At 70.9% G+C, this 17,477-nt stretch carries 15 protein-coding genes and 1 tRNA gene; 9 read left to right on the forward strand and 7 right to left on the reverse strand.

Going from position 1 to position 17,477, the window contains the following annotated elements:
• The first annotated feature begins 83 nt into the window (after positions 1 to 83).
• The 5 genes from Sspor_RS25935 (at position 84) to Sspor_RS25955 (ending at position 5,473) form a co-directional block, all read left to right on the forward strand.
• Positions 84 to 572 carry an FtsB family cell division protein gene (locus Sspor_RS25935; RefSeq protein ID WP_202201271.1) on the forward strand — a complete coding sequence of 163 codons (489 nt, stop codon included), beginning with the start codon at positions 84 to 86 and terminating at the stop codon, positions 570 to 572.
• Between the two features lie 56 nt (positions 573 to 628).
• A complete protein-coding gene (locus Sspor_RS25940) occupies positions 629 to 1,180 on the forward strand; it encodes a DUF501 domain-containing protein (RefSeq protein ID WP_202201272.1) in 552 nt (183 codons plus the stop codon).
• Positions 1,177 to 2,118, forward strand: coding sequence for a Ppx/GppA phosphatase family protein (locus tag Sspor_RS25945; protein ID WP_202201273.1), 942 nt, complete (start codon positions 1,177 to 1,179; stop codon positions 2,116 to 2,118). The genes Sspor_RS25940 and Sspor_RS25945 overlap by 4 nt, the downstream gene beginning before the upstream one ends.
• A 390-nt stretch (positions 2,119 to 2,508) precedes the next feature.
• Positions 2,509 to 3,894 carry an NAD(P)/FAD-dependent oxidoreductase gene (locus tag Sspor_RS25950; RefSeq protein ID WP_202201274.1) on the forward strand — a complete coding sequence of 462 codons (1,386 nt, stop codon included), beginning with the start codon at positions 2,509 to 2,511 and terminating at the stop codon, positions 3,892 to 3,894.
• 178 nt (positions 3,895 to 4,072) lie between these two features.
• Positions 4,073 to 5,473, forward strand: coding sequence for an SAM-dependent methyltransferase (locus Sspor_RS25955; protein WP_202201275.1), 1,401 nt, complete (start codon positions 4,073 to 4,075; stop codon positions 5,471 to 5,473).
• A gap of 83 nt (positions 5,474 to 5,556) precedes the next feature.
• On the opposite strand, the gene Sspor_RS25960 is transcribed toward Sspor_RS25955, so the two are convergent.
• Positions 5,557 to 8,109 (reverse strand): ABC transporter permease, encoded by a 2,553-nt coding sequence (locus tag Sspor_RS25960; protein WP_202201276.1) that lies wholly within the window; start codon positions 8,107 to 8,109, stop codon positions 5,557 to 5,559.
• 55 nt (positions 8,110 to 8,164) lie between these two features.
• Positions 8,165 to 8,929 carry an ABC transporter ATP-binding protein gene (locus Sspor_RS25965; RefSeq protein ID WP_202203868.1) on the reverse strand — a complete coding sequence of 255 codons (765 nt, stop codon included), beginning with the start codon at positions 8,927 to 8,929 and terminating at the stop codon, positions 8,165 to 8,167.
• 417 nt (positions 8,930 to 9,346) lie between these two features.
• On the opposite strand from Sspor_RS25965, the gene Sspor_RS25970 reads away from it, so the two are divergent.
• Both Sspor_RS25970 and Sspor_RS25975 read left to right on the forward strand, forming a co-directional pair.
• Positions 9,347 to 9,431: transfer RNA gene (locus Sspor_RS25970), tRNA-Leu, on the forward strand.
• A gap of 341 nt (positions 9,432 to 9,772) precedes the next feature.
• Complete coding sequence (locus Sspor_RS25975; protein ID WP_202201277.1) at positions 9,773 to 10,621, forward strand: Bax inhibitor-1/YccA family protein; 849 nt, start codon at positions 9,773 to 9,775, stop codon at positions 10,619 to 10,621.
• A 121-nt stretch (positions 10,622 to 10,742) separates the two neighbouring features.
• Here the strand turns inward: Sspor_RS25975 and Sspor_RS25980 are convergent, their stop codons facing one another.
• Positions 10,743 to 10,973: a DUF4287 domain-containing protein gene (locus Sspor_RS25980; RefSeq protein ID WP_202201278.1), complete on the reverse strand. Its 231-nt coding sequence runs from the start codon at positions 10,971 to 10,973 to the stop codon at positions 10,743 to 10,745.
• Positions 10,974 to 11,074: 101 nt separating this feature from the next.
• On the opposite strand from Sspor_RS25980, the gene Sspor_RS25985 reads away from it, so the two are divergent.
• Positions 11,075 to 11,413 (forward strand): hypothetical protein, encoded by a 339-nt coding sequence (locus Sspor_RS25985; protein ID WP_202201279.1) that lies wholly within the window; start codon positions 11,075 to 11,077, stop codon positions 11,411 to 11,413.
• Here Sspor_RS25985 and Sspor_RS25990 read toward each other — a convergent pair.
• The 3 genes from Sspor_RS25990 to Sspor_RS26000 form a co-directional block, all read right to left on the reverse strand.
• A complete protein-coding gene (locus tag Sspor_RS25990; RefSeq protein WP_202203869.1) occupies positions 11,397 to 12,212 on the reverse strand; it encodes a hypothetical protein in 816 nt (271 codons plus the stop codon). The genes Sspor_RS25985 and Sspor_RS25990 overlap by 17 nt on opposite strands.
• Positions 12,213 to 12,544: 332 nt before the next feature.
• Positions 12,545 to 13,765, reverse strand: a complete 1,221-nt coding sequence (locus tag Sspor_RS25995) for an acetyl-CoA C-acetyltransferase (protein ID WP_202201280.1) — start codon at positions 13,763 to 13,765, stop codon at positions 12,545 to 12,547.
• A gap of 187 nt (positions 13,766 to 13,952) precedes the next feature.
• The gene (locus tag Sspor_RS26000; protein ID WP_202201281.1) at positions 13,953 to 14,951 is read right to left on the reverse strand and encodes an SGNH/GDSL hydrolase family protein; all 999 of its coding nucleotides are present in this window, start codon (positions 14,949 to 14,951) and stop codon (positions 13,953 to 13,955) included.
• 128 nt (positions 14,952 to 15,079) lie between these two features.
• Between Sspor_RS26000 and Sspor_RS26005 the strand changes: the two genes are divergently transcribed.
• The gene (locus Sspor_RS26005; RefSeq protein ID WP_202203870.1) at positions 15,080 to 16,462 is read left to right on the forward strand and encodes a cystathionine beta-synthase; all 1,383 of its coding nucleotides are present in this window, start codon (positions 15,080 to 15,082) and stop codon (positions 16,460 to 16,462) included.
• A 507-nt stretch (positions 16,463 to 16,969) separates the two neighbouring features.
• On the opposite strand, the gene Sspor_RS26010 is transcribed toward Sspor_RS26005, so the two are convergent.
• Positions 16,970 to 17,353: a hypothetical protein gene (locus Sspor_RS26010; RefSeq protein ID WP_202201282.1), complete on the reverse strand. Its 384-nt coding sequence runs from the start codon at positions 17,351 to 17,353 to the stop codon at positions 16,970 to 16,972.
• Positions 17,354 to 17,477 lie beyond the last annotated feature (124 nt).

Here is a 17,477-nt window from a genome sequence, read left to right on the forward strand (position 1 = left end):
CTGGCCTCCGTACGTCCCCGCACTCGGTCCCGTACCGTGTGCGGGGACGTATTGCGTAGCGCGTACCTAGGGGAGGCGGACCAATGGCCGGGAGCCGGGATCGGTTCTCCACCTTCTCCACCGCGACGAGGCTCAAGCAGCTCGGTGAGCGGACCGCCGCCCACGTCTACCGGTCGCAGTCGCGCCGTCAGGTCCGCCGCAGCCGGCTCACCGGCCGCGCCGCGCTCCTGGTGCTCGTCCTCTGTACGCTGGTGGTCGCCCTCGCGTATCCGATGCGTCAGTACGTCTCCCAGCGCTCGGAGATCGCGAAGCAGCAGCGGGCCGCCGCGGCCGCGCGGGACCGCCTGGAGCGGCTCCGCGACGAGAAGGCCCGCTGGCAGGACGACGCCTACGCGGAACAGCAGGCGCGCAAGCACCTGCACTTCCTGCGCCCGGGGGAGATCGGCTACATCATGAGCGACCCCGGGGCCCAGCCCCCGCAGCCGCACCGGACCGGCCAGGCCGGCTCCGACCGGCCCTGGTACTCCAACGTCTGGGACGGCGTCGACAAGGCCGACCGCCCCGGCGAGTGATCCGTACCGCCGTACCGCAGCACCCATCCACGAGAACGAAGAGACTTCCTCCAGGCATGCAGACGCCCCCGCCCCAGACCGACCGGACCGAGCCGACCGACGCGGACATCGAGGCGTTCGAGCAGCAGCTCGGCCGCCCGCCGCGCGGGCTGCGCGCCATCGCGCACCGCTGCCCCTGCGGGCAGCCGGACGTGGTGGAGACCGCCCCCCGGCTCCCCGACGGCACCCCCTTCCCGACGCTGTACTACCTGACGTGCCCGCGCGCGGCCTCCGCGATCGGCACGCTGGAGGCCAACGGCGTGATGAAGGAGATGCAGGCCCGGCTCGCCGAGGACAAGGAACTGGCCGCCGCCTACCAGGCCGCCCACGAGGACTACATCCAGCGGCGCGACGCCATCGAGGTGCTCCAGGGCTTCCCGAGCGCCGGCGGCATGCCGGACCGGGTGAAGTGCCTGCACGTGCTGGTCGGCCACTCCCTGGCCGCCGGCCCCGGGGTGAACCCGTTCGGCGACGAGGCCCTGGCGATGCTGCCGGAGTGGTGGGCCAAGGGCGCCTGCGTCACCCCCTGCGGGGAGAAGAAGACGGACGACGAGGAGCAGCGGGCGTGACCCGGGTCGCCGCCGTCGACTGCGGTACGAACTCCATCCGGCTGCTCGTCGCGGACTGCGACCCGGCCACCGGCGAGCTGGTCGAGCTGGACCGCCGGATGACCATCGTCCGGCTGGGCCAGGGCGTGGACCGGACCGGGCGCCTGGCGCCGGAAGCGCTGGAGCGCACCTTCGCCGCCTGCCGCGAGTACGCGGGGGTCGTCAAGGAGTTCGGCGCGGAGCGGGTGCGCTTCGTGGCGACCTCCGCCTCCCGGGACGCCGAGAACCGGGCGGACTTCGTCCGGGGCGTCCTGGACATCCTCGGGGTCGAGCCCGAGGTGATCTCCGGTGAGCAGGAGGCGGAGTTCTCCTTCACCGGCGCCACCAAGGAGCTCACGGCGCACGAGCACCTGGAGCGGCCGTTCCTGGTGGTGGACATCGGCGGGGGCTCGACCGAGTTCGTGGTCGGCGAGGAGCACGTACGGGCCGCCCGGTCCGTGGACATCGGCTGCGTCCGGATGACCGAGCGTCACCTGGTGGTGGACGGGGTCGTCACCGACCCGCCGACCGCGCAGCAGGTCGCCGCGATCCGGGCCGACATCGAGGCGGCCCTGGACCTGGCCGCGGAGAGCGTCCCGCTGTCCGAGGCGCGCACGCTGGTGGGCCTGGCCGGCTCGGTGACCACGGTCGCCGGGATCGCGCTGGGGCTGCCGGAGTACCTCTCGACGGCCATCCACCACTCCCGGATCTCCTACGAGCAGGTGCGCGCGATCAGTGAGCGGATGCTGACGCAGACGCACGCCGAGCGCGCGGCGATCCCCGTGATGCATCCGGGCCGGGTGGACGTGATCGGGGCGGGCGCTCTGGTGCTGCTGGCGATCATGGAGCGTATCGGCGCTTCCGAGGTTGTCGTGTCGGAGCACGACATCCTCGATGGAATCGCTTGGTCCATCGCCTGAACGACCTTCGAAGCAGGTTGTGAGGGGTCCCCGGACCCGTGATCCACATTAAGTTCGTGAAGTTCTTCACAAGGAAAAAGGGTCTGTCGGGTCAATGGAAGGGTCCTTTGGGGCCCTCCGGAGGCCCGCAGGCCCTTTTTCGCGCGCGTTCGTGCGATCGGCGGAGGCGGCGGGATCCGCGTCAGAGGTATGGACGAACGCCTGTGGTCCAGTCCGCTTTCGGCCCTGGAGGCCAGTTCAGGACGGGTGAACAACGACTCCGGACACCGTCTGGTTCCCGTCGCGCGTCATGACCTCCGTCACGTGGGCGGCGGAGTGTAGCAGAGGGTCTCCCACTCCTTGTGAAGGGGCTCACGAGCGACACCCCTTTGGGTGCTGGATACTCGTTCCATGAGCACCACGGAGCGTCCCAGGATCCTCGTTGTAGGAGGTGGGTACGTAGGCCTGTACGCAGCCAAGCGCATCATGAAGAAGATGCGCTACGGCGAGGCGACCGTCACGGTCGTCGACCCGCGCTCGTACATGACCTACCAGCCCTTCCTCCCTGAAGTGGCCGCAGGCAGCATCTCGCCTCGGCACGTCGTCGTCCCGCTGCGACGCGTGCTGCCCAAGGCAGAGGTTCTCACCGGCCGGGTCACCAGCATCGACCAGGACCGCAAGGTCGCCGTCGTCACGCCGCTGGTCGGCGAGGCGTACGAGCTGCCCTTCGACTACCTGGTGATCGCGCTCGGCGCCGTCTCCCGCACCTTCCCGATCCCCGGCCTCGCCGAACAGGGCATCGGTATGAAGGGCGTCGAAGAGGGCATCGGCCTGCGCAACCACGTCCTCGAACAGCTCGACAAGGCCGAGTCCACGACGGACGAGAACGTCCGCCGCAAGGCCCTCACCTTCGTCTTCGTCGGCGGCGGCTTCGCCGGTGCGGAGACCATCGGCGAGGTCGAGGACATGGCCCGGGACGCCGCGAAGTACTACTCCACGATCAAGCGCGAGGACATGCGCTTCATCCTGGTCGACGCGGCCGACAAGATCCTTCCCGAGGTCGGGCCCAAGCTCGGCACCTGGGGCAAGGAGCACCTGGAGTCGCGCGGCATCGAGATCTACCTCAGCACCTCCATGGACTCCTGCGTGGACGGCCGCGTGGTGCTGAAGAACGGCCTCGAGGTCGACTCCAACACCATCGTGTGGACCGCCGGCGTCAAGCCGAACCCGGTGCTGGCCCGCTACGGCCTGCCGCTGGGCCCCCGCGGCCACGTGGACGCCCAGCCGACCCTCCAGGTCACGGGCACGGACTACATCTGGACCGCCGGCGACAACGCCCAGGTTCCGGACGTCGCCTCCCGCAAGGCCGGCGTCGAGAACGCCTGGTGCCCGCCGAACGCCCAGCACGCGCTGCGTCAGGCCAAGGTCCTCGGCGACAACGTCATCTCGGGCATGCGGGGCTTCCCGCAGGCCGAGTACTCGCACTCCAACAAGGGTGCGGTGGCGGGCCTCGGCCTCCACAAGGGCGTCGCGATGATCGTCATGGGCAAGACGAAGATCAAGCTCAAGGGTCGGCTGGCCTGGTACATGCACCGTGGCTACCACGGCATGGCCATGCCGACCTGGAACCGCAAGATCCGCGTCTTCGCCGACTGGACCCTCGCGATGTTCCTCAAGCGCGAGGTCGTCTCCCTCGGTGCGCTGGAGACGCCGCGCGAGGAGTTCTACGAGGCCGCCAAGCCGGCGCCGGCCCCGGCAGCCGCCGCTGCCCCGGCCGCGAAGGCCAAGGCCTCCTGACCGGTCCTCCCGGCAGGACCTGAGCTCCACCGCTTCACACTGCTCCATCTGCTTCACCTGTACGACCTGTACGACCCCGAAGGGGCCGCCCGCCATCCGTGGTGCGGGCGGCCCCTTCGGCGTACCCGGGGCCAGGGATGGGTAGACGGAGGGGTCGGAGCTTTTGTGGAGGTGCGCCATGACCGACGCCGCGCCGCGGCTCGCCGTTGTTGCCGAGACCCTGCTGGGTGCCCCGCTGCCGGTACGCGTGCGGGCCTGGGACGGCAGCGAGGCCGGCCCGCCCGACGGCCCCGTGCTCGTCATCCACGACCGTCGCGCCGTGCGGCGGATGCTCTGGAGGCCCGGCGAGCTGGGGCTGGCCCGGGCGTGGGTGGCGGGCGAACTGACGGTCGAAGGAAGTCTGTTCGACCTGCTGGACCGGGTGGCGGGCCTGCTCTGGGAACGCGAGCCGGACCTCCCGCCCGTCGGCCCCACCGTCTCCACGGCCCAGGGCGGGCCCGGCCCGCTCGCCTCCCTCGGGAACATCGCCCGCCGCGCCGGCCTGCCTCCGCTCTCCGGCCTGCCCGGGGCGCGGTGGCGCGACGCCGCCCACCGGGCCGCCGCACGCGAGCTGATCGCCCTCGCCGGACCGCTGCCGCCGCCCCCGCCCCCCGCCGAGGAGGCGCCCCGGCGGGGCGGAGCGCGCCACAGCAAGAGCCGCGACCGCCGGGCCGTCAGCCACCACTACGACGTCGGCAACGACTTCTACGAACGGGTCCTGGGCCCCTCGATGGTGTACTCCTGCGCCTACTGGAGCCCCGGCTCCACCCTGGAGCGGGCCCAGCGCGACAAGCTCGACCTGGTCTGCCGCAAGCTCGCCCTGCGGCCCGGGGACCGCCTGCTCGACGTCGGCTGCGGCTGGGGCTCCATGGCGCTGCACGCCGCCCGCGAGTACGGCGTCCGGGTCACCGGCGTCACGCTCTCCCGCGAGCAGGCCGTGTACGCCCGTAAACGGGTCGCGGACGAGGGACTGACCGACCTGGTGGACATCCGGATCCAGGACTACCGGGACGTCAAGGACGGGCCGTACGACGCCGTTTCCTCCATCGGGATGGCCGAACACGTCGGCTCCGACCGCTACCGGGAGTACGCCCGCACCCTGCACGCCCTGCTGCGGCCCGGCGGGCGGCTGCTGAACCACCAGATCGCCCGCCCCCCGGAGCCGGACGAGGAGGCGTACCGGATCGACGAGTTCATCGACGCCTACGTCTTCCCCGACGGGGAGCTCTCCCCGCTCGGCACCACGGTCGGCGAACTGGAGCGGGCCGGCTTCGAGGTCCGCGACGTGGAGGCGCTGCGCGAGCACTACGGGCTGACCCTGCGGGCCTGGGTGGCCCGGCTGGAGGAGCACTGGGCCGAGGCGGTACGGCTGACCTCGCCCGGCCGGGCCCGGGTCTGGCAGCTCTACATGGCGGCCTGCGCGCTCGGCTTCGAGCGGGGCAGGCTCGGGGTCAACCAGGTGCTCGCGGTGCGGCCCACGGCGTCCGGGGACGCCCGGCTGCCGCTGCGGCTGCGCACCTGGGACGCAGAAACGGTCTAGCAGCACGGAACGGCGGCGGGACGGGAACGCGGAAGGCCCCGGGGCGATGCCCCGGGGCCTTCCGTACGGTCCCGCCGCCGCGGCTACTCCGTCTTGATGGCGGTCAGCATGTTCAGGCGGGCGGCGCTGCGGGCCGGCCACATGGCGGCCAGGACACCGACCACGGCGGCCAGCAGGAGGAAGATGCCGATCCGGTCCCACGGGAGGACCAGTTCGTAGTTCGGCAGGGACTTCGCCATCGTGGTGCCGACCGCCCAGGCGAGGAAGATGCCGATGGCGACGCCCAGGGCGGCTCCGAAGAGGGAGATCACCACGGCCTCCAGGCGGATCATGTTCTTGACCCGGCCCCGGTCGAGACCGATCGCCCGCAGCATGCCGATCTCCTGGGTCCGCTCGAAGACGGACATCGCCAGGGTGTTGACCACACCGAGCACCGAGATGATCAGCGCCATGCCGAGCAGGCCGTACATGACGTTCAGCATGGTGTTGATCATGCCGCCCATCTCGTTGCGCATGTCCTGCTGGGTGGCGACGTTGATGGCCGGGTTCTTGCCCAGCGCGTCGACGACCTTCTGCTGGCCGGCCTTGGACGCCCCGCCCTCGACGTTGACGTAGACCTCGCTGACCGCGCTCTCCTCGCTGTGCTGGGAGAGGATCTTGTCGTCGAGGACGTACGGGGAGAGCAGGCCCTCCATGTCCTTGTAGACCCCGCCGATCCTGAGGGTCTCCTGCTTGCCGTCCTCGTACTTCACCTTGATCGTGGAGCCGGTGTCGAGCTTCTTGCTCTTGGCGGTCTTCTCGGCGACCAGGACCTCGCCCTTGCCGAGGGAGTCCACCGAGCCGCTGACGGTCTCGATGTTCAGGAGCTGGCCGATGCCGGCCGGGTTGACGCCGGAGGCCGACCGGAAGTCGTCACCGACCATGAAGTAGCCGGCCGTCTGCGGGGAGACCGCCTTGATGCCGGGGGTCTTGGCCAGGGTCTCGGTCACCGACCTGTCGAGGTAGCCCATGCCGCCGGCCATGGAGACCTTGTAGTCGGCCTTGAGCTTCTCGGTGGTCATCCGGTCGACGACCTTGCCGACGGTGATGCCGAGCACCGACAGGGTGGTGACCAGGGTCAGGCCGATCGCCAGCGAGGCGGCGGTGACGGCGGTGCGGCGCGGGTTGCGGACGGCGTTCTGGGAGGCCAGCTTGCCGGGGATCCCGAACACCGCCTGCAGCAGCGGGCGGACGGCTCCGATGACCGGCTTCGAGAGCAGCGGCAGCAGCACGATCATGCCGATGAGCATGAAGAACGCGCCCGCACCGATGGTCATGCGGCCGTTGTCGCCGCCGGAGGACACACCGAGCACGACCAGGCCGATGCCGATGGCGCTGATGATCGAGCCGATGACGTTGCGCACGACCAGCGACTTCGCGCTGGCCGGCAGGTGGGCGCTGCCCATGGCGGCGACCGGGGCGATCCTGCCGGTGCGCCAGGCGGGCAGCAGGGCCGCGACCGTCGTGACCTTGATGCCGATGACCAGGGCCGCGATGACCGTGGCCGGGGCGATGACCAGGTCGCCGCCCGGGAGCTTGGCGCCGAAGGACTCGATCACGGACCGCATGGCGACCGCCAGGCCGATACCGCTGATCAGGCCGACGACGGCGGACACGGCACCGACGACCAGGGCCTCGGTGAGCACCGAGCGCATGACCTGACCGCGGTTGGCGCCGACGGCGCGCAGCAGGGCCAGCTCCTTGGTGCGCTGGGTGACCAGCATGGTGAAGGTGTTGTAGATCAGGAAGATGCCGACGAAGAGCGAGATGCCGGCGAAGACGAGCAGCATGGTGCCCATCTGGCCGAGGCCCTTCTCGATGTCCTTGGCCTGCTTCTCGGCGAGCGCGGCGCCCGTCTGCGCCCTGGTGCCCTTGCTGTCCACCAGCGGCTTGACGTCGGCGAGCAGCTTCTCGGCGGAGGTGCCGTCCTTGGCCGCGACCGACATCTCCTGGAAGTAGCCGGGCTTGAGGTAGAGCTCCTGGGCGACCTTGGTCTCGAAGAGCACCAGGCTGCCGCCGGCCTGCACGGCGCCGTCCTCGGTGGTGAAGACACCGGCGAGGGAGTACTCCTTGACCGGGCCGTTGGTCGCGACGCGCACCTTGTCGCCGACCGCGTACTTGCCCTGGTCCGCCGTCGCCTTGTCGAGCGCGACCTCGTCGGCCTTGACCGGGCCGGCGCCCGCGACGAAGGTGTAGCGCGGGTCCTTGCCGTCCTTGACGGGCGTGTAGTTGGCGCCCTGGTTGGACCAGCCGGCGCCGATCAGCTTGCCGTTCTCGTCGCCGACGCCGGCGAAGCCGGTGACGCGGCCGGAGACGGAGGCGACGCCCGGGAGCGCCTTGACCTTGTCGAGGGTGGCCTGGCTCAGGCCGGGCTCGCCCTCCTTCTCGCCCTTCTCGTTGACGAGCTGTCCGTACGAGGTGACGGAGACGGCCACACCCGCGTAGTCCTTGGCGGACTGGCCGGAGAGGGACTTCTTGAGGGTGTCGGTGAAGACGAGGGTGCCGGAGACGAAGGCGACGCCGAGGGTGACGGCGAGCACCGTCATCAGCAGCCGGGCCTTGTGCGCGAGGACGTTGCGCAGGGCTGTACGGAACATGGGATTCGAGTCCTGGGGCTGGAAGTCTGGAGGAGGGCTGCGGGGGTGACCCGGATCAGCTCGTGCGGCCCTTGGCGTCGAAGGCCTTCATGCAGTCCAGCACGCTGTCGGCGGTGGGGCTGAGCATCTCGCGGACGATCTCGCCGTCGGCGAGGAAGATGACGCGGTCCGCGTAGGAGGCGGCGACCGGGTCGTGGGTGACCATCACCACCGTCTGGCCGAGCTCGCGCACGGAGTTGCGCAGGAAGCCGAGGACCTCGGCGCCGGAGCGGGAGTCGAGGTTTCCGGTCGGCTCGTCACCGAAGATGATCTCGGGGCGGGAGGCCAGGGCGCGGGCCACCGCCACGCGCTGCTGCTGGCCGCCGGAGAGCTGGGTGGGCCGGTGGGAGAGGCGCCCGGAGAGGCCGACCATGTCGATCACGGAGTCGAGCCACTGCTTGTCGGGCTTGCGGCCGGCGATGTCCATGGGCAGCGTGATGTTCTCCAGGGCCGTCAGGGTCGGCAGCAGGTTGAAGGCCTGGAAGATGAAGCCGATCTTGTCCCGGCGGAGCTGGGTGAGCTGCTTGTCCTTGAGGCTGCCCAGCTCGGTGTCACCGATGCGGACGGAGCCCGCGGAGAAGGTGTCCAGGCCGGCGACGCAGTGCATCAGCGTGGACTTGCCGGAGCCCGAGGGGCCCATGATCGCGGTGAACTGCCCCTGCACGAAGTCCACGGTGACGTTGTTGAGGGCGACCACCTGGGTCTCGCCCTGGCCGTACACCTTGGAGAGGCCGGTGGCGCGGGCGGCCACGGCCTGGGTGGTGTGCGGGGCGTAGTTCATGGTGGTCACGGGACGGCTCCTCGGTCTGCGGTGCGGGGACGTTTCCATCCTCACCGCGGGTACCCCCGCTCCGGATCAGCCGCCGTGCCTGTTCCTCGGCCCACTGGAGTCTGACGGCGGGCGGGTCCGTGTCCTCCTCTGGTATGACAGGAGCCTGATCGGCGTGGGTGGCCCGGGGTGACCCGGGGTGGCGGGGAGGGTGGCGCGGGGGGTGGCGGAGGCCATCGAAATCCCGTCATTCCCGTACAGGTGATGATCGGCGTCCAGAACGGGCCGACCGTGCATTCTCGGCCCTGACGAACCCTCAAGCGCCAATAAAATCAGACAACATCGGAAAGTTCGCAGGTTGGCAGGGGGAGCGATCCGGATAGGCTCGGCTCAGCGTTCAAGGCTTTGTAACGGGGGCCGCCACGCCTTGCCCGGATGGTGGAATGCAGACACGGCGAGCTTAAACCTCGCTGGCCTTCGGGCCGTGCCGGTTCAAGTCCGGCTCCGGGCACCATCAATGGCACGGCGCCCGGCCCGGCAGCCCCGATCCTCCCGGGACGTGACCACTCCGGAGATCGGGAACACGGGGAGCACGCGCGTCGCCCGCACCCCGGCGACGACGTCAACAAGGCGGTCGGCCACCGCCCGCCGCACCGGGTGAACAGCGCCCCGCCCCGGCCGATCCGGTTTCCGGGGGCGGGTCGCCGCCGAACGGGGGCCGTGTGGATCCGGCGGCTTTATTTACTGCGGCCCGGCCCGGCCTCTCCTAAGATCCTCCTCCAGCAGTAGGGTGCTTTCTTTGCGAGCGCATTACTCTTGATGCAAGGCCGCGCTCGGTGGCCACGGAGGAGTGAGATGAGGAGCAGTAACCCGGTCTTCTCGCGACGGGGGTTCAGCCGCGACAACGGTGGCTATGCGGGCTTTGACGCGCAGCCGCAGCAGGCCGGGACCAACCCGTACGCGACCAACCCGTACGCGGCCGACCCGACCACCGGCATGCCGCAGGCCCCGGCCCGCGCCAACGTGATGACCATGGACGACGTCGTGAGCCGTACGGCCATGACGCTCGGCACGCTCATCGTGACGGCCGCGCTCGCCTGGGCGGTGCTGCCGGTCGACCCGGCCAACCTCGGCCCTTCGTACGCCATCGGCGTCGGCGCCGGTCTCGTCGCCTTCGTCCTGGTGATCATCCAGTCGTTCAAACGCAAGCCCGTCCCGGGCCTGATCCTGGCCTACGCGGCGTTCGAGGGTGTCTTCCTCGGCGTCATCAGCGCGACCGTGAGCACCTACGTCGGCCCCGGCGTCGTCATGCAGGCCGTGATGGGCACGATGTGCGTCTTCGCCGCCGTGCTCTTCGCGTACAAGATGCGCTGGATCCGCGTCACCCGCCGCTTCTACGGCTTCGTGATGGCGGCGACGATGGGCTTCATCCTGCTGATGCTCGTGAACACGCTGTTCGCGGTCTTCGGCGGCGGTGACGGCCTCGGCTTCCGCAGCGGCGGCCTCGGCCTCCTGTTCGGTGCCATCGGTGTCATCCTCGGCGCCTGCTTCCTCGCCCTCGACTTCAAGCAGGTCGAGGACGGCATCGCCTACGGTGCCCCCCGCGAGGAGGCCTGGCTCGCGGCCTTCGCCCTGACCATGACCCTGGTCTGGATCTACGTCGAGATGCTGCGCATCTTCTCGATCCTCTCGGGCGACGACTAGCAGGACCCGCGGGCCGGCCACCGGCCCGCGCGCACGGCATGGGGAAGGCCCCGCGAGCACACCGCTCGCGGGGCCTTCCCGCATCCAGGGGGTACGGGACACGGGGTCGGGGGAGGAGGGCTCAGCCGAACCGGCGTGCGGCTCTGCGCAGGTCGTACTCGTGGATGATCGCCTTGGCCTGGCCGTACGACAGCTCGTGCGCGCCGCGCAGCCAGCTGACCTTCTCCTCGAACCGGACGAGTGAGGGGCCTTCGTCCACGGTGCGGAGCCAGTCGGACACGTCACGACCGGTGGTCAGGGGGATTCTGTCGATCATGTTGCGGTGGGTCTGTTCGGAGAACTCTACGGACATGGGCGCCTCCGGAGGTATCGCCGTGCTGTTCTCTTCACGCCACCGTGCCGGAGAGTTCGCCCGTTGGCAATGGTGCCCGGGCGGCGCGTAAGGTCGGCCGGGTGCTTGATACTTCGCCCCTGACCGCCGTCGTGGAACGTTTCGCCGACCGGCTGCGGGCCGCGCCGCAGAGCCGCCTGCAGCAGGGCGCCGCCGCCGCGGCGCTGGACCTGGCCCGCGAACTCTCCGTACGGGCCCAGCGGATCGAGACGCCCGGGCGGGAGCCGAAGGAAGTGCCGGACGCCGGCATCTTCGTGGTCGGCGATCAGGTGGCGGTGACCGGGCTGGACCTCGCCGAGGCCCTGCGCGCCGCGGCCCCGGACGGCGCGAAGGCCCCGTCCGAGGTGCTGGACGAGGCCGTGCGGCTGGTGGAGCAGGCGGAAGTCAGAGCGATGCGATGACGCGGTCCGCGAGGATGTAGACGTTGCTGTCGGGGTCCTCGGTGTCGCCGCAGGAGAAGGTCAGCGCGTAGGCGCCGGAGATGCCCGAGCCGCCCAGCAGGACCGGCGCGGTGCCGGAGCGCAGGGCCTCGGCGAGCCGCTCCGCGGTCTCCCGGTGCCCCGGGGTCATGCACAGCGTCGTGCCGTCGGTGAACACGTACACGTCGAGCGTGCCCAGCGGGCCCGGGCGGACGTCCGCGAGGGCCGTACGGGCCTCCGCGAGCTCCTCCAGGCGGTTCACGGTGCGCTCGTGGTCGGCGCCGGGGTGCGAGGCCTGGACCGGTACGAAGTCGGGGTGCGAGGGGTGGCGCCGGCGCGCGGCGGCCAGCTCGGCCGAGTCCTCGGGGTACCCGGGCAGCTCGTCGAGGATCTCCTCGCCGAGTACGGGCTCCAGTCCCACCAGGTCGGCCTGCCGGGGCAGGAAGACCGGGCTGTCCTCGCCGAGCCCGGGCAGACCGCCCATCAGCGACGGGGCGTCGGCGGCGTCACGGGCCTCCTGCGCGGCCCAGAAGGCCCGCGCCTCGGCCAGCTCGCGCTCGCGCTCCTCGGCGAGGGCTTCGGCCACGGCGGCTCGTATCTCCGCGGCGGGGGACTCCACGGCGCTGCGGGCGTGCGGGACGGTCGCACCGCGGGGGTGGACCGGCACCGCCAGCTCAGTGCGCAGGGCGGCGACCTGCTTGCGCAGACCATGGACGGCGTGCAGCGCAGCAGCGCCCACGGCCGTGGCAGCGGCCGTGGTCAGCAGCAGGGCAAGAGACATGGCGCTCACTGACTAACTCCTGAGGTGATTCGATCCCCCGACTTCCTACATCAGAGTGTCCCGACCTGGGAATGGCGTGCAGTGCATTACGTCACGAAATGGACAGGGCTTTCGTCACACACGTCGCATCTGTACCGGCCCTGACCTGCGTAAACACCGATCCCCCAGGAGATAGGTCACATCCTGGGGGAAATTTGGTCACAGGTCGGCCGCGACCGGGTTAGATCCGGTGTCAGTACGCCGCAGGGGATCCGGCCGGATCCCTTGCGGCGCCTGGGTCGCACTCTTGATCCAATGTGCGCGGCCGCCCGATTCCCCGGTCGCGCAACGGCTCAGCTCAGGCGCTCGATCACCATGGCCATGCCCTGGCCGCCGCCGACGCACATGGTCTCCAGACCGAACTGCTTGTCGTGGAACTGCAGGCTGTTGATCAGGGTGCCGGTGATGCGCGCACCGGTCATCCCGAACGGGTGACCGACGGCGATGGCTCCGCCGTTGACGTTCAGCTTCTCCAGCGGGATCTCCAGGTCCCGGTACGACGGGATGACCTGGGCCGCGAAGGCCTCGTTGATCTCGAAGAGGTCGATGTCGCCGACCGTGAGGCCGGCCCGCTTCAGGGCCTGCTTCGACGCCTCGACCGGGCCCAGGCCCATGATCTCGGGGGAGAGGCCGGTGACACCGGTGGAGACGATCCGGGCCAGCGGGGTCAGGCCGAGCTCGCGGGCCTTGGTGTCGCTCATGATGACCAGCGCCGCGGCGCCGTCGTTGAGCGGGCAGCAGTTGGCGGCCGTGACCAGGCCGTCGGGGCGGAAGACGGGCTTGAGGCCCTCCACGCCCTCCAGGGTCACGCCGGCGCGCGGGCCGTCGTCCCCGGAGACGACCGTGCCGTCGGGGGTGGTGACCGGGGTGATCTCGCGGGCCCAGAAGCCGTTCTTGATGGCCTCTTCGGCCAGGTTCTGCGAGCGGACGCCGAACTCGTCCATGTCGCGACGGGTCACGCCCTTGATGCGGGCCAGGTTCTCGGCGGTCTGCCCCATCGCGATGTACGCGTCCGGGACCAGGCCGTCCTCGCGCGGGTCCTGCCAGCTGGAGCCGGTCGACGCGGCGACGGCCGCCGTACGGGCCTCGGCGTCGGCGAAGAGCGGGTTGTGGGTGTCGGGCCACGAGTCCGAGTTGCCCTTGGCGAACCGCGACACCATCTCGACGCCCGCCGAGATGAAGACGTCGCCCTCGCCCGCCTTGATGGCGTGCAGGGCCATCCGGGAGGTCTGCAGCGAGGAGGAGCAGTAGCGGGTGATCGTCGTGCCGGGCAGGAAGTCCATGCCCATCTGCACGGCCACGATGCGCGCCAGGTTGTTGCCCTGCTCGCCGCCGGGCAGGCCGCAGCCGAGCATCAGGTCGTCGATCTCGCGCGGGTCCAGCCCGGGGATCTTGGCCAGGGCGGCCTGGATGATCGTCGCGGTCAGGTCGTCCGGCCGCACGTCCTTGAGGGACCCCTTGAAGGCGCGCCCGATCGGGGAGCGGGCGGTGGAAACGATGACGGCTTCGGGCATCGGGACTCCAAGGGTGTGTTGCGGCTCTGTGCGGGACCGCAAGCGAAGTTACCGCCCCGTACGGTCCAGGTCACCGGCAGGGGCGTGTGACACGGGCCGCACTCGCCCGCGGCATCCGGCCGCGGGCTCGCGACACGCCGGCGGTCCGGTGTCGCGGCGGGCGGCGTGAGCCCGCCCGGACCGCCCTCTACGGCACCACCGGCTGGGCCGGGTCCGTGGCCGGCACCCGCCGCCGGCGGCGGTGCTTGAGCAGTACCCAGGGGCCACGGGCGGCCGTGACCTCCGTACCCGCCTGGCCCGCGGCCGCCGACGCGGCCTTCGCCACCGGCAGCATGTCCTCGTCCCGGGACACGTCCAGCCGGTCCGACTCCGGCCACAGGCCCAGCGCCGCGCACAGGGTCGGCAGCACGGCCATGGCGGCGGTCGCGTACCCCTCCGCCGACGGGTGGTAGGAGTCCGGGCCGAACATCTCCCGCGGGTTCGCGGCGAACTCCGGGCCCAGCAGGTCCCCCATGGAGACCGTACGGGCGCCCAGCGCGACCACCCCTATGGTCTGCGCGGCGGCGAGCTGGCGCGAGACCCGGCGCGCCAGCCAGCGCAGCGGCTGGTAGACCGGCTCGATCGTGCCCAGGTCGGGGCAGGTGCCCACGACGACCTCGGCGCCGGCCATGCGCAGCCTGCGCACGGCCGAGGTGAGCAGCCGCACCGACTGCGTCGGCGGCATCCGGCGGGTGACGTCGTTCGCACCGATCATGATCACGCAGACGTCCGGGGGTGGGGCGGGGCCGTCCAGCAGCAGGCCGACCTGCCGGTCCAGGTCGTCCGACATCGCCCCCGAAAGGGCTACGTTGCGCAGCTCGACCGGCCGCTCGGCCACCGCCGCCAGCCCGGAGGCCATCAGCGCCGCCGGGGTCTGCCGGGCCCGCCGTACGCCGAGTCCCGCGGCCGTGGAATCACCCAGCATGCCCAGCCGCAGCGGCCCCGGGCTCTGCTCCGGGCCGCCGAACTCGCTCCCGTACAGCCCGTCGGCACGCGGTGGCTCCGGCAGCCCGGAGCCCACCGCCCGCCTGGCGAACTGCATCTCGGCCACCACCAGCCCGACCGCGGCGGCCCCGACCAGTCCGAGTCCGCCTCCGCCGTACGCTGCCCCCGCCGCGATCCGGCGGGCTGTTCTCGCCCTGGACATCCTTCAGGCCACCTCCTCGGTCCTCATTGACCCCTACCTGCCCCGTACGCACGGTCGGCCAATCCCTTTCGGCATACTCTGGCCGGACCTCCCGGAGAACCCGTGGAGTCCCCTCCTTGGAGAACATGGTGCAATTCCACGACTCGATGATCAGCCTCGTCGGCAATACCCCGCTGGTGAAGCTCAACCGTGTGACCGAAGGCCTGCAGGCCACCGTCCTTGCGAAGGTCGAGTACTTCAATCCCGGTGGATCCGTGAAGGACCGGATCGCCGTACGGATGATCGAGGCCGCCGAGCAGAGCGGAGCACTCAAGCCCGGCGGCACCATCGTGGAGCCGACCAGCGGCAACACGGGTGTAGGACTCGCCATCGTGGCCCAGCAGAAGGGCTACAAGTGCATCTTCGTCTGCCCTGACAAGGTGTCCATGGACAAGATCAACGTGATGCGCGCCTACGGTGCCGAGGTCGTGGTCTGCCCGACCGCCGTCGACCCTGAGCACCCTGACTCGTACTACAACGTGTCCGACCGCCTCGCGCGCGAGCCCGGCGCCTGGAAGCCCGACCAGTACAGCAACCCGAACAACCCCCGTTCGCACTACGAGACCACCGGTCCCGAGCTGTGGGACCAGACGGACGGGAAGATCACCCACTTCGTCGCCGGTGTCGGCACGGGCGGCACGATTTCCGGTACCGGCAACTACCTCAAGGAGGTCAGCGGCGGGAAGGTCAAGGTCATCGGCGCCGACCCCGAGGGCTCGGTCTACTCCGGCGGCTCCGGCCGTCCGTACCTGGTCGAGGGCGTCGGCGAGGACTTCTGGCCGACCGCCTACGACCCGGACGTCACCGACGAGATCATCGCGGTGTCCGACAAGGACTCCTTCCAGATGACCCGCCGCCTCGCCAAGGAGGAGGGCCTGCTCGTCGGCGGCTCCTGCGGCATGGCGGTCGTGGCCGCGCTGAAGGCGGCCGAGGGCCTCGGCCCGGACGACGTCGTCGTCGTCCTGCTGCCGGACAGCGGCCGCGGCTACCTCAGCAAGATCTTCAGCGACGAGTGGATGGCGGGACACGGCTTTCTGGAGGAGGCCGGCCCCGCCGCGCGCATCGGCGACGTGCTGAACGACAAGGAGGGCGGCATCCCCTCCCTCGTCCACATGCACCCCGAGGAGACCGTCGGCGAGGCCATCGAGGTCCTGCGCGAGTACGGCGTCTCGCAGATGCCGATCGTCAAGCCGGGCGCCGGTCACCCGGACGTGATGGCCGCCGAGGTCATCGGCTCCGTGGTCGAGAAGGAGCTCCTGGCGGCCCTGTTCGCCCAGCGGGCCTCCCTGACCGACCCGCTGGAGAAGCACATGAGCTCCCCGCTGCCGCAGGTCGGCTCCGGCGAGCCGGTGTCCGAGCTGATGGCGGTGCTCGGCGAGGCGGACGCGGCGATCGTGCTGGTCGAGGGCAAGCCCACCGGTGTGGTGAGCCGTCAGGACCTGCTGGCCTTCCTGGCCAAGGGCGCGAAGTAGCCTGCCGCGCGCCCGGGGAACGGGGCGCGGGCCCACGGCCCGCCTCCCACCCCGGGCGTACGGTCCGTGGCACGCCCGTCGCGCAAACGGTACGGGCCCGACACGTGGCGGCAGCACCGGCTTAACACGGCTGGGGCACAGTGGTGGTCGTCGGCAGGGAAGTCCGGGAGACCGGAGCCCGGCCGGCACCACGGAACGGCGTGTGCGTACCTCCGGAGCGGCTCCCGGACCACGCGAACGCCATGGACGCGGACGGCCCTGACCCGGCCGTGTCCTTCGCGGGGACCGCCGTCGTCCCGCCCCCGGGCAACCGGGGTGCGGCGGTCCCCGCGCAATCCCCTTTTCCGGGCTCGGTTCGCCTCCGGGGCGCCTTGTGCCGGCTCGTGACGGCGTACGTGCTCGAAAACCGCTCGTGCCTCACGGTTTCCTCCGCGCGTTCGCCCTCACTCCCCGGCGCGCCCCTTCGGCTCACTCGCCCGTGCGGCGGTGGTGGCCGCGGGCCCCGGGTCAGCCCCGGGGATCCTGCGTACCGCGCCGGAGGCGACGGGCGTGGAGGAAGTTCACGCCCACGATCCCCGCCCAGGCGACGATCAGCCCCGGCAGCCGCGCCTGCGTGACGGCGATCGCCGACAGCGGGATCGCCAGCACCAGGGTGATGACGGCGAACCCGAAGCGTTCGCCGAAGTTCCCGTCCCCCGGGGCCGCGGCGGGCGCACGGCCCTCACCGCGGGCCGCGGCCAGGCGCTCCTCCGCGAGCCGGCGCCGGACCTGGGTGTCGACCTTCTCGACGAACGAGTCCACGAGCGCGGCCTCGTACTCCGGACCCAGCTCGCGCCGGGCGTCCATCGTCGCGTCGAATTCCTTCTTCAGCTCTTGGGCGTGCGCGTCCATGTCCCCACCGTAGGAACCCCGGCGGGGCCCGGCACTGGGGTTAGCCCCCGTATCCGGATCGCGGGCACGGCTTGCCCCGCTGCATAACCGCATGCAGAGTGCTCCGTGACTGAATATCTCACCG

The organism is Streptomyces spororaveus, assembly GCF_016755875.1.
GTDB classification, from domain to species: Bacteria; Actinomycetota; Actinomycetes; order Streptomycetales; family Streptomycetaceae; genus Streptomyces; species Streptomyces spororaveus.